The sequence below is a fragment of the Nostoc sp. ChiQUE02 genome, from assembly GCF_034531305.2.
GTDB lineage: Bacteria > Cyanobacteriota > Cyanobacteriia > Cyanobacteriales > Nostocaceae > Nostoc.
In genome coordinates this window covers 183,687-204,390 of the sequence record NZ_JAVRBN020000005.1, presented here as the reverse complement: position 1 = coordinate 204,390, position 20,704 = coordinate 183,687, and the positions used below count along the sequence as shown (strand labels likewise).

The following is a 20,704-nucleotide window of genomic DNA, read 5'->3' as shown; positions in this document are numbered from 1 at the left end:
CTACATTATCTGACCGGAGGATGAAAAACATGGTAAGCACAAACAATATACTAAACAAAAATGGTAACTACCTGAAAACATCAGACTTTTCTTACCATCAAAATCAAGTTTGGCAAGGTGTTTTAGATTCTGTATCTTTTAATGAGAAAGGCATAAAATCTAAATTGCTAAATTTAGAAAAGCCTTGTTATATTATTAGAGTTGAAGGAAAAATTGGCGCAACTAACGAAGGTTACTTATATCCTTATAACCAACAAAAAGCTGAACAGGCAGAAATATTAATAGCTGTTCCACCGTTATCAATTCGACAATTAGGCGATCCAACTTTTCTCAGCTTTCATGGTGTAAAATACGCTTATGCCACGGGCGCAATGGCTCAAGGAATTGCTTCTGAAGAACTAGTAATTGCCCTTGGTAAAGAGAAAATCTTGAGTTCATTTGGTGCTGGTGGCTTGTCTCCTGCTCGTGTCGAAGCAGCCATTAACCGTATTCAACAAGCTTTACCCCAAGGCCCTTACGCATTTAACTTACTTCACAGTCCCAGTGAACCAGCTATTGAACGCGGTGTTGTTGATTTGTATCTTAAATATCAGGTAAGAACAATCGAAGCTTCCGCCTTCCTCGATTTGACTGACAACATTGTTTACTACCGAGCTGCTGGACTTAGTTTGAATGCAGCCAATCAAATCGAAATCAAAAATAAAATCATTGCCAAAATTTCTCGGAGAGAAGTTGCAACCAAATTTCTACAACCTGCTCCTACAAAAATTTTAAAACAATTAGTTGAGCAAGGTCTTATTAATGAATTACAAGCAACCCTCGCTGAAAAAATTCCTGTAGCTGACGATATTACTGTAGAAGCAGATTCTGGTGGTCATACAGATAATCGTCCTTTGGTTTGTCTTTTACCGTCCATCTTAGAATTGAGAGATGAAATTCAAAGACAATTTTCTTATGAAAAGCCTGTCAGAGTCGGAGTAGCAGGAGGAATTGCTACGCCACAATCAGCATTAGCTGCCTTTATGATGGGGGCTGCTTATATTGTGACTGGCTCAATTAACCAGTCTTGTATTGAAGCCGGAACTTCTCAACATACTAAACAATTACTGGCTCAAGCCGAGATGGCTGATGTGATGATGGCTCCGGCGGCAGATATGTTTGAAATGGGGGTAAAACTCCAAGTTCTCAAAAGAGGAACTATGTTTCCTTTACGGGCACAAAAATTGTTTGAGTTATACAAAAACTATGACTCAATTGAAAATATTCCGTTAGCAGAAAGAGAAAAATTAGAAAAACAAGTTTTCAGAAAGAGCTTAGAAGCAGTTTGGGAAGAAACAGTTAGTTATTTATCTCAACGCAATCCTGATAAATTAACCAAGGCTATTAACAATCCCAAACTGAAGATGGCTCTAATTTTCCGCTGGTATTTGGGATTATCATCCCGTTGGTCTAACTTTGGGGAAAAAGGCAGAGAAATGGATTATCAAATCTGGTGTGGCCCTGCTATGGGCAGCTTCAATGACTGGGTTAGAGGTTCTTACTTATCTGAATCAAATAATCGCCAGGTAGTTGATGTTGCTAACCATATTATGACCGGAGCGGCATTTTTATACCGAATACAAAGTTTGAAAATTCAGGGCTTACAAATGCCAGCTTATTACAGTGAATATCGCCCAGTTACTTTTAATTAAAGGAGGAAAATCACATGACTACTGTTAAAATTGATAACCGAATTCCTAAGATTCAAAATAAGCTTTTCGAGCAGGCACATACTCATCCCTTAGAATTAAAAACTGTTGCTATAGCAATGAGCAAGCAGGGAATTAAAGGAGAAAAACTTTACTCTCATCCGGGAATGCTTCCCTTACCCGTACCAATTTGTGAGTATTTACTTTCCTTCAATGCTCGTCAAATGTCGATTTTATCTGCGACCTTCTTTGCTAACTTATACAAATATGTAGCCAATAGCGAATATCAGTCTCTGATATCCAATATGAGCATTGCCGAAAAAGTTTTTGCTCCATACTCAGACGAATTTATGATCCTTCATCAGGAAACTAATGAAGAAATGGATCACATTTGGTCTTTTAGAACCGTATATAGTATGGTCTGTCGAGAAATAGGAATTCAAAGCTCCTTTGATGAGCCTGGGTTTTTCTATGGTTCTGTTGGTGCAATACCTCAATCAGATTTTGAAAACTTCGATACTCGTTTTACTTTTGATGAAGATTTAAATGAAACTCTGTTGAATCTTCAAAAGGGGAAAAGCTTTCTTAAAGAGATTGTAGAACAGACACAGCAGCGAGGTCAAAATTTTACATATCGAACTTTACGCTTCATGATTGGGGATGCTATGAGAATGCTACCCGCCGAAAAAGTCCAAGAAAGTGGCTTGGGTAGTTTGGCTCTGCTGTATCGGTACATGGCTAATGTGGAATTAAAAAAAAGCGAAGCCTATTTATTTGATTCCCCTGAAAAGTTTGATTATGAACTATTAGCTTTTGAATTGAATCAGGGTCACTTAACAGATGAAGCACGCCATTACACAACATCTTTTGATTTAGGAGTAGAACTGTATAGGGCAGCTCCTCCAGAGGCTCAAGATTTCGTTCGATATTTCATGCAGCTAATTGTGGAAGACTACATAAGTGCTAGTTTCACAACTTATTTAGAGAAGTTAGACCTCACCGTACAAGGAATTATGTTAACTGATGTTAGAATTGGATTAAACTCACTAAGTATGTCTCTGCACCATCCTGAATTAGCTGATAAGCAAGTAGATATAAATCAATTAGTTGATTCTTGGAGACAGGTAAGTTCAAAGTGGCGCAATATAATTGGTTACATGGAACAAAAGAGTTGGCAATACAAATCTCAGCAGCTAGAGCGTCTGATAAAGGCACTGGGATTGGAGTTAAATACAAGTAAGCTAGGTAATCGCTATGAGCGTTACAAGGATGCTTTGGCAATTAAGGAAATTCAAAAAGTTGTTGAAGTAGCCTAAGGGTTGCTAAATCTGCTAACCCTCTTTCCTGAAACTAGTGAGTTTAGAAATGATAGTATCTATTCATTTTGAAGACGATCAAAAAACACTTCAAGTCGAAGCAAACCAACGCTTAACTAAGATTTGTGATGAACATCCTAGTTCAATTTTATTTGGTTGTCGTTGTGTTGCTTGCGGAACCTGTCTTATAGAAGTTGTAAGTGGGATAGAAAATCTAACTCCTGTGATGGATGAGGAGCAGATTTTACTTGATGTGTTGGCTCCAGATAATCCCAATGTTCGCCTAGCCTGTCAATGCGTAGTGCAGGGTGATATTCGCATTCGGGTGGCTGATTAATTGATAAATGTCACGTAGCTCGATATGCGCTTAGGAGATATGCAGCAGTAGCAAAAGTTAAAACTTTTTTCTAATATCTCCTACCTTAAACTTTTCAAAATTTTAGCCAGTACAGTAATCCTATTTAGGCTGTGAACAAAACTTATATACTGCATCAGGCTTTTAGATTGTTCATATCCTATTTAGGAATGCTATATATCCAATTCCTTTTACTTCAGAGGTGTGTAAATGAATCAGCCTATTCCTGAGACAACTAAAAAGCAGTCTTATACCGCAGAAGAAATTCAAGCCTGGTTAGTATCTCATATTGCAGAGCAATTAGGAGTTGAACCCAAGGATATAGATGTAAGTCAGCCTTTAGACAGCTACGGTTTAGAGTCAGCGCAGGCAATGTTTCTTGTTAGCAAAGCAGAGAAATTATTTGGTTTTGAGCTATCTCCAATCTTATTGTGGCATTACCCCACAATTGAAACCCTATCCCAGCGTTTAGCCGAAGAATCTAAAGCTTCGCAGTCAGAGATTTTTGAGATTTGAAGCCAAAGCTGTTCTTGAAGAGTTTACATAACAAGATTTTGATAGGTTGAAACTATGAATATATCCAGGCTTTTAGCAAGCTTTACTCAATAGGTTGTTCAGCTTATTGAACAATAATGGCAACCTCAATAAGAACTAGGCTTGCAAACAATCAGTCGTTAAAGGAAATCAAAAGTAAATATGATTTACAACAGAAAACTGGGACGCCTTGAGCAAGCTATGGAAATCTTAAATAGCCGTGCTAAAACCTGGAACATAGTAACTATTAGTCGTATCAAGGGCTATATCTGCGAAGAAACTCTGACACAGGCTTTAGACGTGATTCAGTGTCGTCACCCTCGTCTAAGTTCTCAAATTGTTCGTTCTCAGAATAGTCTTAGCTTTCAAAGTCAAAGAACAGCAAATATTGCTTTACGCGTTGTAAGGCAGTTAAATAATGAGCAGTGGCAAGAAGTGGTTTATGAAGAGATGAACAAGGGAATTGATAGTAGCAAAGGTCTGCTACGAGTGGTTCTTGTTCATCTTTTGGGTGAGGAACATATAACTTACCTAATTACAACAATACATCATGCGATCGCAGATGGTTTATCATCCATCCAACTTCACTCAGAAATCTTGACTTGTTGTCATAAAATTGTGTCCGGCGAACCAATTAATCTAGCTACAAGCTTAACTCCACTTCCACCCATCGAAGAACTAATGCCCGAATGGACTAGGGGTTTCAGAGGTAGGATAAACAGTATTATATTTTTGTTACAAGTTGCGTTGCAACACATCTGGAATCGACCACAAACATTAGGCTTTGAAAAGTATGTGTCCATTGCAAAGCGTCGTTGCAATATTATCCAAAGACAACTCGATCAGGACTTAACTCAAAAGTTGGTCAATCATTGTCGGCAAGAAAATACAACAGTACATAGTGCTTTGTGTGCTGTACTGATGTTTACAATAGGCAGAAAAATAATTAAAGATCATAGAAAAAATGTCCGAGTAAACTGCCTATCATATTTTGATTTGAGAAGACATCTGGAACCAGAAATCAGTGATGATCACATGGCTGTATTAGCCTCCTCTATTATGGGATTTCATACCATAAAGAGAAACACATCCCTTTGGGAATTAGCTCGTGAAGTAAAACAAAAGCTGGAAGTCGGTAAAAAGTCCGGCCAACTCTTTAAAATGATTTTGATTGCCAAACATCTCATAGATTTTTGTTTTATCTACCCCAAGCAAGTAGCTGCCACTGTTTCTGTTTCTAATGTTGGGAAAGTAAATATTCCCAAACATTACGGTGAATTTGAATTAGAAGAAATCAGTTTTGCTGGTTCTCATGCTTTGTATGCAGGTGTTTTTGTTATCCATGCCTCAACTTTTGAAGGAAAAATGCTATTAAATTTTGTATTTTCTCAACCTTCAATTAGTCAGGATACTATGGAAAATCTTGTCAATAATGTTATGTCTTATATTTGTGATATTTGCAATTTGAATTTAAACTCTAGTTTAATATGCAACTAGGCTATTTATTGTTCAATTGAGAGGCTAAATAATGAAGATTTTGAAACCATTAGGAGATTCTAAAACTATGAACGCATCAAAGATTGTAGCAAACCTTACTCAACAGGGTGTTCATTTATGGGTTGATAACGACAAATTAAAAATTCGTTCACCAAAGGGAGTAATCACATTAAAAATGCAAGCAGAAATAGTTGCTTGCAAAGCAGAGATTATCGCATTTCTACACGAGATGGATGTAGCTGCTGATTTAGAGTCTGTCCCTTTAAGTCAGGGACTAAACTTACAAACTATTGGTCGTCTAATTGGAGGATTTGCAGAGCAATCATCTGTGGAGTATAAGCCGCCAATTATCGATCCTAAAGTTATGGCTCAAAAGCTGATAGTTACATTTAAGCCTTTGCCTAAGAGCTACAAAAATCAAGAAATTCGGCAATTTCGCCAAGAATTGGAAGTGAAACTGAGAGATTATGGGGTAAAAGTTTTATCTTGGGAGGAAGCGATCGCAGAATTCAACTATGACCTAATTATCCCAATAATTAACAAAAACAAAAAATTCAAGTTTAAAGGAGTTAAATCAGAAGTTAATGCAATTATTGATGTAGAAATACCCCCTTCTATTTTAAGAAAAATTGGCATCTTTGCAGCAGAGCTACTCTATCAATTTTATTCTAAATTTGTTTTAAATGGTCGAAAAATCCCTGTTATAAAAATGGCTCGATTGAGCAGTTGGGCTGAGGATCATGCAGCTAAGTATGTTGACAATCCTAGCAAGACACAAGTAATTGTCCTTAGTGAAATAGACCTTGATTTTACCAACCCTTCTATCCCGTATAAACAAAAAATAAATATTGGACTAAACACTTTAATTAGAACATTCTCAGAGATTGTTATTGGGGTATCATCTGATAAAATCTCTATATTAAATATGAATCTTTCAGACTCTATTTTTTCCAAAAATGAGATAGACAGATTTGTCCTGAAATCACTAATTCCTAAAGTTTTTGTGCCGATCGCACCACTTTTACTGAGTCGATTTGAACTAGGGCAGTATAATCCTCAGCAATCTAGCTATGCTGCAAAATTAGTAAAATTGGGACAGGAATTGGCATCAACAGGCTTATTTCCTCCTGGCTTTAAGCTTGATGAAGTTATTAAAAGAAAATCTCATAGAGATATTGTCAGCGTTATTATAAATGGCAGGACAGGTGTCTCTTATGGCTTTGTTGCCTATGCTGAACCTCCACAATATTTTGGAGATATAGAAGTAACTAAAAATCAGTGGGAAAGTTTATTACCTGTTAAGGGATTTAGTAGTAATGAACTTCGTCAAAATGAAAAAGGTAGACGCTATATCAAAATCAAACGATTAGAAGAATATGTATTTAGGCAAGTACCTGATATTTGGCTTGTAAGTTCTCGTTCAGGGTCAAATAAAACAGATTTAAATCTCGCTGATGATATTATCAGAATTGGTTTGAAAGAAAAGCTATATCTCCAACTACCTAAAGTTATTCATTCGGAGTTAGCAGATATGAAACCTTCTTATGATATTTATGTCATGCTTGCGATTAGTCTTTCTGCGGCTTTGTATACACCAGAATTAATTAAAGATGGTGCAGCAATTGTTCATTTTCACGGCTATCCAGCATTTGATTGGTTTAAACCAAATGAATACTGTGTTGGAGTACATAATCCTTCGGTACCTTGTGGAACCTATGAATCTGGTGTATTCAACTTTCTAGGTATTTCTAGCTTGGCTGAACAACAAGCAAGAAATATATCTTTAGTTAGTTTGATAGAACCAGATCATGGCACAAATTTTATAGCTCATGATTTGGATTATTTAGTCAAAAGGTTGAAAGCTGGGTGTGCAGACGGGCAAATTGAATTAGGTGGAAAACATTTTGGCTCTCTCAAATCGAAAGTAGAAGAATACAGAAACTAAATTTGCGAAGAGGCTCTTAATTATCACATCACTGTTTAATAGTTAGGATTGCTGTATAAGCATATTCAAAAGGGTGATTCTCTTTGCTGTGAAACGCTGCGCGTAGCAAGCTTTAAGAATAGGGTACGATACAGCAAAGCTGAAGCATCTAATCACGATTAAGCTTAGGTCATTTGCATAAAAATGCTAGAGCGTTATTTCTAGTATTTTTACGCAAATGACTTTTTGCTTTTTATAAAAAATTACTCAAGTATTTCTCAAGTTGCGTATGAGTTGCATATCAGTTGCGATTGAGTATCTCATCGTCATAATATGCTTATAAATCACAACTGGATGAAATTATTAGGCAGTGTTAATAACATTCTTACTATATATGTGAGAAGTAGATGACGCACCTAAATTCAAACCAGCATTACAGTGGTGGATTGAATCTGTGAATATCGAAAACAAAACTCTTCTCATCACAGAAATTAATGGGTTTATCGGTTTGCGGTTTGCTGAGTTAGCCATAGCAAAGGGAATGAAAGTCCGTGGGCTGCAAAGTTCCTCAGATAAAGCCAAACAAGCGCAAAAACTGGGCGTTGAGGTGATTGTTGGTAGTGTTACTAACCCAGCTACTGCCCAAATAGCTTGTCAGGGAGTAGATATAGTTGCACATACGGCTGAACTAGCCAAAGAAGGTGGGTCAATTGACCATTTTCGTGAGGTAAATGTTGGCGGTACTGTCAATATAGCTAAAGCCGCTAAGAATGCTGGTGTCAAAACCTTTGTGCATCTTTCAAGTGGCATGGTCTATGGTTTTAACTATTGCGATCGCATCACGGAATCTGGGCCGTTGTCTGGCGATAATAATCCCTACTGTCAGACGAAAATAGAAGCTGAAGAAGCAATATTACCACTAAAACCAGATTTTGGCATCATCATCATTAGAGCAGGTGATGTTTATGGCCCAGGAAGTATTCCTTGGATAGTCCGACCCATTCTGATGATGCGTCAAAAAGAATTTGTCTATGCCAATGATGGCAGGGGAGTCATCAATCATGTATACGTAGATAACTTGATTGATGCTATCTTTTTGGCGATCGCAAAAGAAACCTACGGTGAAATATTTAATATCACTGATGGACAAGAAACTTCTTGGAAAGAATATTTTACTCATTTGGTAGAAATAGCAGGTGTACCTGCACCCAATTCTCTACCAAAAGATGAACTCAAACTTCTGATAAAACTACGTTTCCAAGGACAAAAATTATTTGGCAAGAAAGCCAATATTTTGCCGGAATCTATAGATTTTATCACTCGCCCCTATGCTTATTCAATTGCTAAAGCAGAAAGTCTTTTGGATTATAAACCTAAAATTGGTTTGAAAGAGGGGATGCAGCGTATACAGGAATGGCTGCAAAAAACAGATATCCAAAAGATAATTGAGTCGCCATAGGTGATTTATAAAGTTTCAATACCAAGTGTTAGACCATTATCCATACATATCAACCATTAACCAAACATACCAAGTGTTAAACCATTAATCAAACATACCAAGTGTTAGACCATTATCCATACATATCAAGTGTTAAACCATGAGTAAACAACGTCTTCGCATTGCGATTTTTACGGCATTATATGCTCCGTTCATGTCGGGGGTTTCTATAGGAGTACACCAGCGGGTTCGTTGGTTATTACAGCAGGGACATGAAGTCTTTCTGATCCACCCTAGAGTCAATGACCTGTACCCCAAAGAAGTTCGCGATCGCCCCATGTTAAGGCTGGAGGAAGTTCAGTCTTTCTCCAACTTTTCTTCTTATGCATACCCAACTAAGCCACTGATTTTCTACAAGTTTCATCCCGAACCATTGCACTATCGGTATTGGAGTGATACCAAGTTGCTCTTAAATTTTCAGCCTGACATTGTGGTGGTTGAAGAAGCGCCAGAAATGATTGGTTACTACTCACTATTTTTGCAAGGTTATGGCCGCCCCATTGGCACCGAATATGCAAAGAGAACAAACACCCCAATAATATCGATATTCCATACTGATATCGTTGCTTATATCCGATATTACATAGGAAGTTGGTCTTTCAGATTTCTTCGTCCGATCATTCCCACTTTAATTAAGCAATTGAGTGAGGCTTATGATGTCAATTACTTTTCTTCTCAAGAACAACTCACTAAGTACAAACTGATGACAGCTCAGCGTGCAGAATATCTCCCTTATCAAGGGGTCGATTGCGAAAAATTTCATCCCCGAAACATTTGTTATGACCCTATTCCCAACGATCAACGACCCACTCTGTTGTTTGTCGGACGTATTAGTGCAGAAAAAAATATCAAGCAACTCCTGGATGCATTTGTGTTCATTGCTGCCAAAATTCCTGATGTCCATCTAGTGATTGTTGGTAGTGGCCCCCAGGATAAGGAGATCCGTCGGCGTGCCCAAAAGTTTGAATCTGGTATTACGATTTGGGGCGAGTCCCACGGCACAGAACTTTTGGGTTGGTTTGCGCGAGCAGATGTATTTGTCAATCCCTCCGTCACCGAAAACTTTTGTACCACAACTAATGAAGCGCTGGCTTCTGGAACCCCTGTAGTTGCGGCCCTTGCACCTTCAACTTCAGAGCAGATATTCTCTGGTCGCAACGGCTTTTTAGCTGAACCCAACAACTCAAAAGATTTCGCTATGAAGGTGATTGCGATTCTAGAAAATTCGGATCTCAAAGAAGAAATGTCTCGACAGGCTCGCCTCTACATACAGAAATTTGATTGGTCGGTATGTATGGAAAAATTTGAAGACAAACTCTACCAACATGTTGGAGCATCAAAGCAACTGGAGGTAAAAGCTGCTGGTTCAATAGTTAGCAGATAGTCAAATAATTACAGTCTATGGTGTAACATTCCATTGCTTCTGATATTGTCTTCAAAATGTTTATTTGCCAAATAGCTGGCTAATGTGACCGAATACTGTGGGTTATTAATCAATTACGTTATGAACCTGATCCGCCTGCTATTACGTACTTCTTCTCTTCACCTATTTTTTGCAATTTTAGCTGGTATTTTCAGCGGCGGCACTGCTGCTGGTTTAATTGCCCTAATTAATACGACATTGAGTCAAAACCAGCCATCAAAAACTATACTGGTTTGGAGTTTTGTCGGTCTTTGTTTAGTACGGTTAATTGCTAATTTCACTTCTCAATTTTTGTTAATCCAACTTTCACAAAAAGCAATCCTCAACTTGCGGATACTTTTAACCCGCCGCATTCTTGCCTCGCCCTTACGTCACTTAGAACAAATTGGTGCTCATGGTCTTTTAGCCGTTCTCACTGAAGATATTCAAACGATCTCTAACACGGTTATTACTGTTCCTTTTGTGTGCATTAACATTGCCATTGTGATTGCCTGTCTGATTTATCTGGGCTGGTTATCCAAAATAGTCTTCCTTATAGGGATTAGCTTTATGTTCCTGGGAATATTCAGCTATTCACTACCAATGAAGAAAGCTATGTCTTTTCTAAAATTGGCTCGTGAGCAGGAAGATAAATTGTTTAAGCATTTTCGTACTGTAACTCAAGGCACAAAGGAACTCAAGCTGCATCATCGACGACGCCAAGCATTTCTTTCTGAAGACTTTCATACCACTGCTCTATCATCCCGCCGTCATAATGTTGTGGGTATGAGCATCTTTGCTGCTGCTGCTAGTTGGGGACAAATTCTATTTTTTGTTGCTATCGGTTTACTTTTATTCATTCTTCCTAATATCAATAAAATTCCACCTGCAATTCTATCTGCTTATGCCATAACTATTATCTACTTGATATCACCCCTAGAGTACATTATGAGTATGATGCCTAGCATAACTAAAGCCTTAGTTGCTTTAAAAAAAGTGGAGTCTCTGGGCCTATCGTTAGCAAATCATTCAAACGAAATTGGTGATAATATTTCACTGACATCAGATAAATATTGGAACTGTCTAGAGCTAGTAAATATAACCCATGCTTATTATCAGGAACGAGAAGAAAACAACTTTATCCTTGGCCCTATTAACTTGAAATTACATCCAGGAGAAGTTGTTTTTATTGTAGGAGGTAATGGTAGTGGAAAGTCCACTCTGGCTAAATTAGTTACTGGGCTTTATATCCCTGAAACAGGAAATATTTATCTAGATGGCAAGCCCATCGATAATCATAATTTAGAGTGGTATCGCCAGCGGTTTTCTGTAGTATTTTCCGATTTTTATCTTTTTGATCGTTTCCTTGGTTTGGATAGCAAAAATCTGGATATTCAGACTCGAAAATACCTTGTTCAATTGCAACTTGACCATAAAGTTAAGGTCAATAATGGAGTGCTTTCTACCACTGATCTTTCTCAAGGACAGCGCAAACGTCTTGCTTTAGTTACTGCCTATTTAGAAGACCGTCCCATCTATATGTTTGATGAGTGGGCATCAGATCAAGATCCGGTATTTAAGGAAATTTTCTACACTCAACTTCTGGCAGAGCTAAAAAATAGAGGGAAAACTGTACTGGTTATCAGTCACGACGACCAATATTTTTACCTAGCAGATCGGATTGTCAAGCTGGAATACGGCCAAGTTAAAACTGAACATTTGAACATTGGAAAGGAGTAAAGCAATGTTTTTAAATAACTTATTAGCAACATCTGATCGCCCCAGCAATTTTTTAAGAGAGGAAAAGCTTGCATTACGCGAAAAACAAGACAGAACTTTAGAAGCAGATGTAAGTTCTGTTCTGTATTACAGAGCTTGGATTCAGGCTAAAACTAATAATACTTTCGACAGCACCAGAATATTAGGAATAGTTGCAACTGCCAAAGGAGCCGAAAATTATTTACCCTATACTATCCCTCAAATCATTCAACAAATCTCTGAAATCGGGATGATGGCTGATATAGTAATCGGTCTGAATAATGGTTTTGAGTGTCCGACTGTTATCGACCGTTTTACTTTGCTACCAGATGTCCAAGTCATTCATCTATATACTGACGAAAAGTTAGCCAACAATATCCCAGCGAGAATATTTGGCAATCTAATGTGCAAAGGCGAACCCTATTATTTAAGTAACATTGAACCTCAGCAATCCAGACATAGGATATTTGTAATCCATCAAAAAGAGGGGCAATATGCAGCAGGTAAAATTCGAGTTTTGGGAGATATTTATGGCTCATTACTGCTGAATAGTATAGAAAATGGATGGATGCCACCCGCAATTTTAGTGGCTTTTGATGCTGAATCTCAGTTTTTAGTTGAGCAAAAATATTCAGTGATTGAGTCAGAGTCTAATGGTTTAAAGTTAATAGTAAACCAACTGCAAAATCAGCCACAAATAGATATTCTGGGTACAAGAAATAGGTTTGCCGTTTACCAAAAAGGTATGGTAGATGGAATTGAAGTTCTTCTACCTAATTTCAGTGAAGAACTGCCACCGATACAATGGTTTATGGATATTGTTTATGGTAAATATAATGGCTTTCGGTGTAAGCCAGCAGCAGGTACAGTGGGTAGAACTGATGTCATGATTAGCTTGTTAGCATTGATTGCTGAAAGCTATCCAGGGGTCAAAAGTGATGACACTTATACCACGATATTAGCTAAACATGCAGACTTTACAGGTGACATATTTCTAGAAGTTATTGCTACAAATAGAACACCCGGCATTACAGATATGACAATGGATAAGCCACCAAAAAAGGCTTGGATGGAACAAGTATATAGATGGAATACTACCCATCAGGGAATGAAATTATTGTATGGTGAACATAACATAAAAGTCATAGCGCATGACGGCTTTCCTTGGTTTACTGTCACCAGAGCTATTGATTTTCTAAAACTTGTAATGGGAGGTGAAAAAGCTAATGTATCTACAGTAATTAGAAAATTAAAAACTTTAGCGATCGCCTTTTCAACCTCGCGGCAAATCAGAAAAAGAAGCATAGAAAATCCGGACATACTACAAGGTAGCAAAGCAAAAGCTTTTTGGTAAAAATAGCTGAGTAATTGCCACATATTATGGCAAGAAATAATTGATAAAATCCATTACCAGTTTCAATCAAGGTAGGCTACTAGTAAATATACTAACCTTGATTAAATACCTTTGTAGTTTTTAAGTTACGTAGAAAGCAATAGCGATCGCAGATTTAAGGATTAATTTCAAACGAATCCACATCTATTATGGAAGCGATCGCTATTTAAGCTCCAGAAGTAATTTAAAATCTGCATCTGACGTTCAGTAGACGGTTTTGTTGCAGCACTTGATGAATGTCTAGCATTTTTGCGATTCCGTTTGTTCCGCTCAGTTGAATTATCGCCTATTCCACACATGTCTAATACTTGCGCTACTTTCCAGGTAATGTGCTGCAAAATCATAGACATTAAAAATTTGATATTTCAGTTTTTCTACTACTAAATAAACTTCAGAGATTACTATGTCCATCATTTTAGTAACTGGATCAGCAGGATTAATTGGCTCTGAATCAGTAAGATTTTTTTGTGAACGCGGCTTTACAGTTGTTGGGATTGATAACAATATGCGCCAGGTTTTCTTTGGTAAAGATGCCTCGACAGAATGGAATCGCGATCGCCTTTTACAGGAATATGGTGATCAATATATACACTATAACGTTGACATTCGCGATCACGAGGCAATTTCCCAAATCTTTAAAACTTATAACAAGGATATTAGCCTAATTATTCATACAGCCGCTCAACCTTCTCATGATTGGGCAGCTAGCGCCCCTTATACCGACTTTACTATCAATGCTAATGGCACCTTAGTATTACTTGAAAATACCCGCCAAAATTGTCCAGAAGCCGTCTTTATATTTTGCTCAACCAATAAAGTTTATGGAGATACTCCCAATTTATTTCCACTGGTTGAGCAAGAACAGCGCTGGGAAATTGAACGGAGACATCCCTACTATCAGGGAGTTGATGAAACTATGAGCATTGATAATAGCAAACACTCGTTGTTTGGTGCGTCTAAAGTTGCAGCGGATATATTGGTGCAGGAATACGGTCGCTATTTCAACATGAAAACTGCTTGTTTTCGAGGGGGATGCTTAACTGGCCCTAGTCACTCTGGGACTAAACTACACGGCTTTTTATCTTACTTGATGAAATGTACCATTATGGGCAAGAATTACCAAATTTTCGGCTATAAGGGTAAGCAGGTTCGTGACAATATCCACAGCTACGATTTAGTGAATGCTTTTTACCACTTTTATCAGGCTCCACGAATAGCTGAAGTTTATAACATTGGTGGTAGTCGTTTTAGTAATTGTTCTATGTTGGAAGCTATTCAACATTGCGAAGCCATTACTGAAAAAAAGCTGAACTGGAGCTATGTAGAATCGAATCGTATTGGAGACCACATCTGGTGGATTAGTGATATTCAGAAATTCAAAAGCCACTATCCTAGCTGGGAGATAACCTACACAATTCCAGATATTTTGAAAGAAATCTTTGCGGGCAATATTAGCTGATAACTATAGAAGTTTACACTTTTAATTTATGTTTTTAATTACAACTTTCCTTAATAAAGTAATTATTTGAATAAACTGTAAGCCTTTTTAATTCATTTAATTAAGGAAAGAAGATTAAATAAAACATAATTTTTCCCTTTAAGAACGGTGCATTATTAATATGTGATGCACCCTTATATATTTTAAAAGTAGCTCCGAGCTTTGAAGAATAGCTCTAAGCTACTATTATATTTGGAAATGATTAAATCTACAATCCTAAAAGTTTTAGTATTATAATCTACAAACTGATGAATGTTGTGTGAGTATTCACCCATTCCCTATACTTGTCAGATACTGCAAGAAACTCCTGATCAATTAACGGCTCCATACCTGATAAGCACTTTGCCGTTTCAAACTTCAGGTTAAGGTTAGGATTACGCTCTAGCCCCTTCCAGTAAGCTAGATACTCCCCAGTCGTAAGCATTCCGTATCTTCCCGTTCGTACTGCATCTTGCACTTTTGTGTAGAAGGAACTGATGAACGGATAGTGTTTAAGAACGCATGAAATGTCCGCTATGCTCGCATTCTTAGCATGATGCCAACCAACAAAAGTCTTCACCTTTTCATCCATCATAACGAGTGCTGCTTTAGTTAGTCCGTTATTCGTGCCAAACAGAGTTTTACGTATTCCACCCCAGTGCATCTTGATTTTGTCATTCCCCGGTTTCGACCAGAGATATTCTGTCTTATATATTGCAGAGATATCGTAATAAGGGTATTTTTCTTTTAGCGAATCGTTGATACTACTCTCTAGTTCCGCTAGTGGTGTGTTTGAGAACATATCTAGCATCTGCGCGATTACAGCCGTGTAGTGGTTTTTATTGAGGTACTGAAGGAAATCGCGTAGGCTAAGGTTTGCAGAATAAGGATAATCGAAGAGTTCATCAATATCAACGCAGAGATTCCATCTGTTCTTAGAGAACCTTTCAGCTAAATATCTTTTCATTGTGTTCTCATACTTTTGATATGGTACATCGGTTTGAAGCACTGTTACCCTATCGTATGAACATAGCATCTCAACTGTACGATCGTTTGAACCATTATCTAGAAACACAATGTGCCTAACGCCCATAGAGAGATAATGTTCCATGAATGATTTGATGTACAGTTCCCCATTGCGTACAACAGAAATTAAAAGCAGTTCGTCGGGAGCATAGATAATTTCGTGTGGTCCATAGAGGTGCTTGACCTTGGAGCGCAAGGATAGTGAGCGGATATTGAATTCAATTAACCCTGATGTGAGCTGATGAGCTATACTAATTCCTATATTTTTAATATCATGATATTTAAGTACTTTAAGATATGTGTTAAATTCATTCATAAAATAGTCTTCCTAAAAAGATAGTTAACATTTCTCAAAATCACTAACTATATAAATTTAGAAAAGTGACGGGATAACAAGCAGGCTAAAGCCTTATAATACAAGAACTTTAGCCTTGTTGACTTGCCAAAGTATAAACTTGAGCAGGTTTATTGACAATAAAGATGATTGACTCCTGAATTCAATTGATAGATCTAAAATCAAGCTCGTTCAGGCAATTTTTAGGAAACCTAGTACTAAATCAAAGGTTTTTCACTATCAATCAAAGTATCAATCAAACCTGAATTGTGTTGAGTTCAAAGGGATTAAAAGCATTATGGTACAAGCTTGCAGATGTCTTGTTACCCCGTTATTTTCTATTACTCTACCGCCTTCACACGGTAACCTAAATCGGCAAAATTATTTATGCAGCTTCGGTTGAGTCAAATTAGTATTGGAGAATTTACCTCCAATACCAAACACAACTTTGAGCCAAAGTCGAAGCAATACCTGCCAATAACCACCCCCGACTTTTAGCAAACGGAATGAAGACACCCCCATATCTGGAGTACGATTGATCCACGATATCGGAACTTCTTTTATTGAGTAACCCATCAAGAGTGGCTGTAACCCTGTTTCGGCATTGACGGCAAAACCTGGCTGCGTCAATTGGAGATTCTCTACAACTTCTCGGCGCATGAGTTTCAGGTTATTCGTTAAATCGCGAAAATGGCGTAGAAACAAAATTTGAGCCAAGAGATGGAATCCACGATTGACAAATATTTTTTGAAAAGGATAATTTAGCAGTACGCTATGACGAGAGAAACGGCTACCAACAACAACATCGTATCCTTCTGCCGCTGCATCAAACAAATCGCGAATTTCAGGTAAGAGATGCTGAAAATCACAATCCATAGATAAAATATAGCGACCTGTAGCGACTCGATAACCATCTGCGATCGCTCTACCAACACCGTTTGGCGGTGAACGAAATACAGGCTTAATTATTGGATCTTCATTAGCTAGTCTTTGAATTACTTCACGAGTATTGTCTCGACTATTATCATCAATAGGTATAATTTCATGCAGATATTCACCAAATAATTCCTTCAACCGAGTAATCAGAGGTACTATATTCATTTCTTCGTTGTGACAAGGAATCACAACAGAAATAGCTCCCCTTAACTGCTGATGTTCACATAAGGAAATTTGAGACCGCTCAACCACACGAGGAGGCTTCTGAGCATGAATTAGAATTGAGCCAGCCAAGGTTTGAATCTTTGGTGCATTTTCTAATAGAATTGAGAGATTTCGTAGTAACCAAATCAATTTTCGTGTGAGTGGTGCGTATACAAAGTCGTTGTATATCGCAAATACCCTAATGAAACCAAGTTCGGAAATTAATTCATAAAGTTCCGAGCGATTCAGCAGTTTTCGTGGATCCTTTTGTCCAAAATACTGCGACATAAATCGGCGTAGTTTCAGAATTATATTCCAAGGATTACTTTCATAAAAAATAACTTGGCCACCAGGATTTAGTAATTCGTAGACATTTTGAAGCAACCAAGGAGAATTGCGCTGGTCTAAAAGATCCATTGCAACGATAAAATCAAAATGCCTCCCTGCTAGTGCATCTGCTATAGAAGAAGCGTTGATAAACTCTACAGATGAGGGCAAGTCTGCTGGTCGGGGATTATCAGTAAATGTTACTGAAGTAATAGGGTTTTCGCCGCGAGAAATGTTAAGCAGTTGTTGAGTAAAAAGGCCTTGACCGCAACCTAGTTCTAAAATTGTTTGATGTGGAATAAGGTGAACTATGTGGCGGAAAGATTGTGCTCTCCAAAGCAACCTACTTTGATAGATCGAATCGCATTTTTGCCAGTACTGGTCTCTATACCGCTCACGGAGTCCTAGAATACGATCAATAGATTGTGTCTGTTGTTTCTTAATTAAAACTTTTTTACTCATTTACCGTTCTCCTAGTTATCTAGTAAAGTTGATTTTTTTGCATTTATAATGTCTGTACATTTGAACTTTTAGGTTTTATTTTTGTTTTTCTACTAGCAATAATGTTTTAGCACCAATATCACCAACATCTGTTACTTTGTAATCAGGATTGTTTAAGAGCCTCATTTCTACCCATCTTGGACAATGCATATTCTCCCATTTATCAGCTTTTTCTAAACCTTTTACTTCTAATGGGCATTGTTTGTCATAATTGATATCATCTAAAACTAAGAAACGGCTATACATATTTAGAAATTCCTCACTTTTTAAAATTTGGTTATTAAATAATGCAGGGTAGTTACGCTTCAGAGCATCTAGATGCTTATACTCCTGTGAACCAAACAGTCCACTAGCTTTATCTAAAGCAGCCTGCCAATCTAAAATAAAAAAATATCTATTTCGATCGGGAGAGTAGTGTAAGCGAGTAAGAAAATTATTAGAAAATTGTGTGACTATAGGCAAATCTTCATAACCATATTTTTTATCATTAAGTCCAGGTAACTGTTCTTTTGGTAAAACCTGAGCATAGACAACGGGAGTAAAAATTAAGATTGTAGTTAGCGTTAATAAAAAAACTGAGTTTTTATAAATTCTTTTTTGATTAGATTTTGAATTTACAAAGACGTATGAAGTTAAATGAGCCATTAATATTGACCAACTTAGGGTATTAGGTATCATATACCTATCCCAAAAGATAGGTTTAATATTCTGTGAAATTATCCAAACTAGAACAGGGACTGCTAGAAAAGAATAGGCAAATATTAACAGAGATTTGTCTGACTTCAATTTTTGATTATTTTTGGATGAAACTTTATTATCTCCACTTTTATTTGATTTGTATCTTAAAAATTGCCATCCCAAAATGATTATTAAAATCAAAACTATGAAAATCTTGGAAAACCACGAGCGAGAAAAAGTGAGAAAACTAATTAAATCTTCAAAAGTAGGAATAGGAATCCATGCACGGGGCTTGCCAGCATCAGCTTGGTTAATGAAAGCGGGAATATATGGAATAATTGATACCCAACTAAAAAGAATACACAGATAAATTTTTGGACGTAATATCTGAAAATATCTATCTCTAACTATTTGTGCAAATATAATTGCTCCACTGTAGAAAAAACCATAAAGATGTGTGTTAACTAAAGCTGCATGAATACAAACGTTTGATATAATTATAGTCCATGAGATTTTTTCACTTCTGTTATTAATATCAAATTGCAGCAAAGCCCATGCACAAATCGCCAAGAACAATCCGTACATTCGGGCTTCAGCATTTTGAGATAGGATCAATTCGGAAGTCAAAAATATAGATAAACTGCCAATATTAGTTGGCCAAAAATGATATGTGCGGCGTAAAGTTACCCAAACAAGAACATAAGCTATACATATTCCTAAAGAAGAAAATAAGCGTAGTGATAGTTCTGTAGAACCAAATACTCTAGCCCACAGCCATCCCAGCAGGAAATACAAAGGCGGTGTGTTATTGATTTTGTCATAGAATGCAGCCATCATGTGGCTAAAAGAGCGGTCAGCTAGGAAATAATATGAATAAAGCTCATCGTTCCAAAAATATTTTTTTTCAGAAATAATGATGCATGAAATAAGTAATGAAGCTATAGCAAATAGAGGAATTATATACTCATATTTGTTTAATATTAAATTTTTTTTGTCTGTAAGCATTGTAATTATTCTCTTGGTTATTACTTAAAACTCAATACTCAATACAGTTTTTGTTATTTTTCGTTAAAGACTAACCGATTGCTCATAAAATAATTAATGATAGAACCTACTAAAATCCCCAGCAAGGTATTAATTGAGTAATTAATGCCCAACCAATCTAATACAGGAAACAAAATCAAACTTCTCGTTGCTACAATAGAGGCGCATGATAAGTGGTATAGAGGAATTTGTCGCCACAAAACTTCTTGTAATGTCCAATTACCTTTTGACCAAACCCAATTACGGTAAACAACGAAACTAAATAACAGAGATATTTCAATTGTTATCAAGTTAGCGATGTTACGAAATATAGGTTTTTCAATATTTAAGAATTCAATGACAAAAGTTATAATTAAAATATTAAAAGCTGCCGTAAAAAATCCGCAAATAAAAAACCTAATTATTTGTTTTTGCAAAATTTTAGTTAGCATGGTTAGATATTACAAAAAATAAGCTCAAGTTGTGAATTCTACTAAAACAACTAGAAGCAATACAGTTTATTATGAATATTTTCACAAATACACTTAGCTTTCTAAGCGTATCTTTGATAATATTTTCTATTTATTGTGTATTTCATTAAAGAAGGTATAAAACCATATAATTGGTGTAAGAATTACTAAGACTAGTTAAACACCCAGTACCAATAACCGTCTATATGTATACAACATTTATGCAACAGTTTGAGTTGTCGGTACTCTGTTGATAAACTAATATTAAAAATTCGCTACGAAGGTATGATGGTTTGATTGAAAGAGGGTGATGTGATTATTCTTGCAAATCTTAAAAAATATCTGGGTAATGGATTGGTTCAA

At 36.8% G+C, this 20,704-nt stretch carries 16 protein-coding genes; 11 read left to right on the top strand and 5 right to left on the bottom strand.

From position 1 onward, the window contains the following. The first annotated feature begins 29 nt into the window (after nt 1-29). The 10 genes from RM347_RS07475 to RM347_RS07430 all read left to right on the top strand — a co-directional run bounded on the left by RM347_RS07475 (nt 30) and on the right by RM347_RS07430 (nt 13,326). On the top strand, nt 30-1,691 hold the full coding sequence (locus tag RM347_RS07475; RefSeq protein WP_322719167.1) for a PfaD family polyunsaturated fatty acid/polyketide biosynthesis protein: 1,662 nt from the start codon (nt 30-32) through the stop codon (nt 1,689-1,691). A gap of 14 nt (nt 1,692-1,705) precedes the next feature. Further along, a complete protein-coding gene (locus tag RM347_RS07470) occupies nt 1,706-3,004 on the top strand; it encodes a hypothetical protein (protein ID WP_322719166.1) in 1,299 nt (432 codons plus the stop codon). Nucleotides 3,005-3,053: 49 nt separating this feature from the next. Beyond that, entirely contained in the window at nt 3,054-3,341 is a 288-nt protein-coding gene (locus tag RM347_RS07465) for a 2Fe-2S iron-sulfur cluster-binding protein (RefSeq protein WP_012408027.1), read from the top strand. Nucleotides 3,342-3,569: 228 nt separating this feature from the next. Next, nucleotides 3,570-3,875 carry an acyl carrier protein gene (locus RM347_RS07460; RefSeq protein WP_322719165.1) on the top strand — a complete coding sequence of 102 codons (306 nt, stop codon included), beginning with the start codon at nt 3,570-3,572 and terminating at the stop codon, nt 3,873-3,875. A gap of 180 nt (nt 3,876-4,055) precedes the next feature. After that, nucleotides 4,056-5,390, top strand: a complete 1,335-nt coding sequence (locus RM347_RS07455) for a phthiocerol/phthiodiolone dimycocerosyl transferase family protein (protein ID WP_322719164.1) — start codon at nt 4,056-4,058, stop codon at nt 5,388-5,390. Between the two features lie 67 nt (nt 5,391-5,457). Continuing rightward, nucleotides 5,458-7,335, top strand: a complete 1,878-nt coding sequence (locus RM347_RS07450; RefSeq protein WP_322719251.1) for a hypothetical protein — start codon at nt 5,458-5,460, stop codon at nt 7,333-7,335. 433 nt (nt 7,336-7,768) lie between these two features. Then, nucleotides 7,769-8,773, top strand: a complete 1,005-nt coding sequence (locus RM347_RS07445; RefSeq protein WP_322719163.1) for an NAD-dependent epimerase/dehydratase family protein — start codon at nt 7,769-7,771, stop codon at nt 8,771-8,773. 139 nt (nt 8,774-8,912) lie between these two features. After that, entirely contained in the window at nt 8,913-10,196 is a 1,284-nt protein-coding gene (locus tag RM347_RS07440; protein WP_322719162.1) for a glycosyltransferase, read from the top strand. Nucleotides 10,197-10,316: 120 nt separating this feature from the next. Further along, on the top strand, nt 10,317-11,954 hold the full coding sequence (locus RM347_RS07435; RefSeq protein WP_322719161.1) for a cyclic peptide export ABC transporter: 1,638 nt from the start codon (nt 10,317-10,319) through the stop codon (nt 11,952-11,954). Between the two features lie 4 nt (nt 11,955-11,958). Further along, entirely contained in the window at nt 11,959-13,326 is a 1,368-nt protein-coding gene (locus tag RM347_RS07430; RefSeq protein ID WP_322719160.1) for a hypothetical protein, read from the top strand. 167 nt (nt 13,327-13,493) lie between these two features. Here RM347_RS07430 and RM347_RS07425 read toward each other — a convergent pair whose 3' ends face one another. Further along, the gene (locus tag RM347_RS07425; RefSeq protein WP_322719159.1) at nt 13,494-13,715 is read right to left on the bottom strand and encodes a hypothetical protein; all 222 of its coding nucleotides are present in this window, start codon (nt 13,713-13,715) and stop codon (nt 13,494-13,496) included. Between the two features lie 53 nt (nt 13,716-13,768). Here RM347_RS07425 and RM347_RS07420 point away from each other — a divergent pair, with 53 nt between their 5' ends. Then, a complete protein-coding gene (locus RM347_RS07420) occupies nt 13,769-14,824 on the top strand; it encodes an NAD-dependent epimerase/dehydratase family protein (RefSeq protein ID WP_322719158.1) in 1,056 nt (351 codons plus the stop codon). 277 nt (nt 14,825-15,101) lie between these two features. Here the strand turns inward: RM347_RS07420 and RM347_RS07415 are convergent, their stop codons facing one another. The 4 genes from RM347_RS07415 to RM347_RS07400 form a co-directional block, all read right to left on the bottom strand. Next, a complete protein-coding gene (locus RM347_RS07415) occupies nt 15,102-16,184 on the bottom strand; it encodes a glycosyltransferase family 2 protein (RefSeq protein WP_322719157.1) in 1,083 nt (360 codons plus the stop codon). A 399-nt stretch (nt 16,185-16,583) separates the two neighbouring features. Continuing rightward, entirely contained in the window at nt 16,584-18,131 is a 1,548-nt protein-coding gene (locus RM347_RS07410; protein WP_322719156.1) for a bifunctional class I SAM-dependent methyltransferase/glycosyltransferase family 2 protein, read from the bottom strand. A 75-nt stretch (nt 18,132-18,206) separates the two neighbouring features. Continuing rightward, nucleotides 18,207-19,853 (bottom strand): glycosyltransferase family 39 protein, encoded by a 1,647-nt coding sequence (locus tag RM347_RS07405; RefSeq protein ID WP_322719155.1) that lies wholly within the window; start codon nt 19,851-19,853, stop codon nt 18,207-18,209. A gap of 53 nt (nt 19,854-19,906) precedes the next feature. Beyond that, complete coding sequence (locus RM347_RS07400; RefSeq protein WP_322719154.1) at nt 19,907-20,323, bottom strand: GtrA family protein; 417 nt, start codon at nt 20,321-20,323, stop codon at nt 19,907-19,909. Nucleotides 20,324-20,704 lie beyond the last annotated feature (381 nt).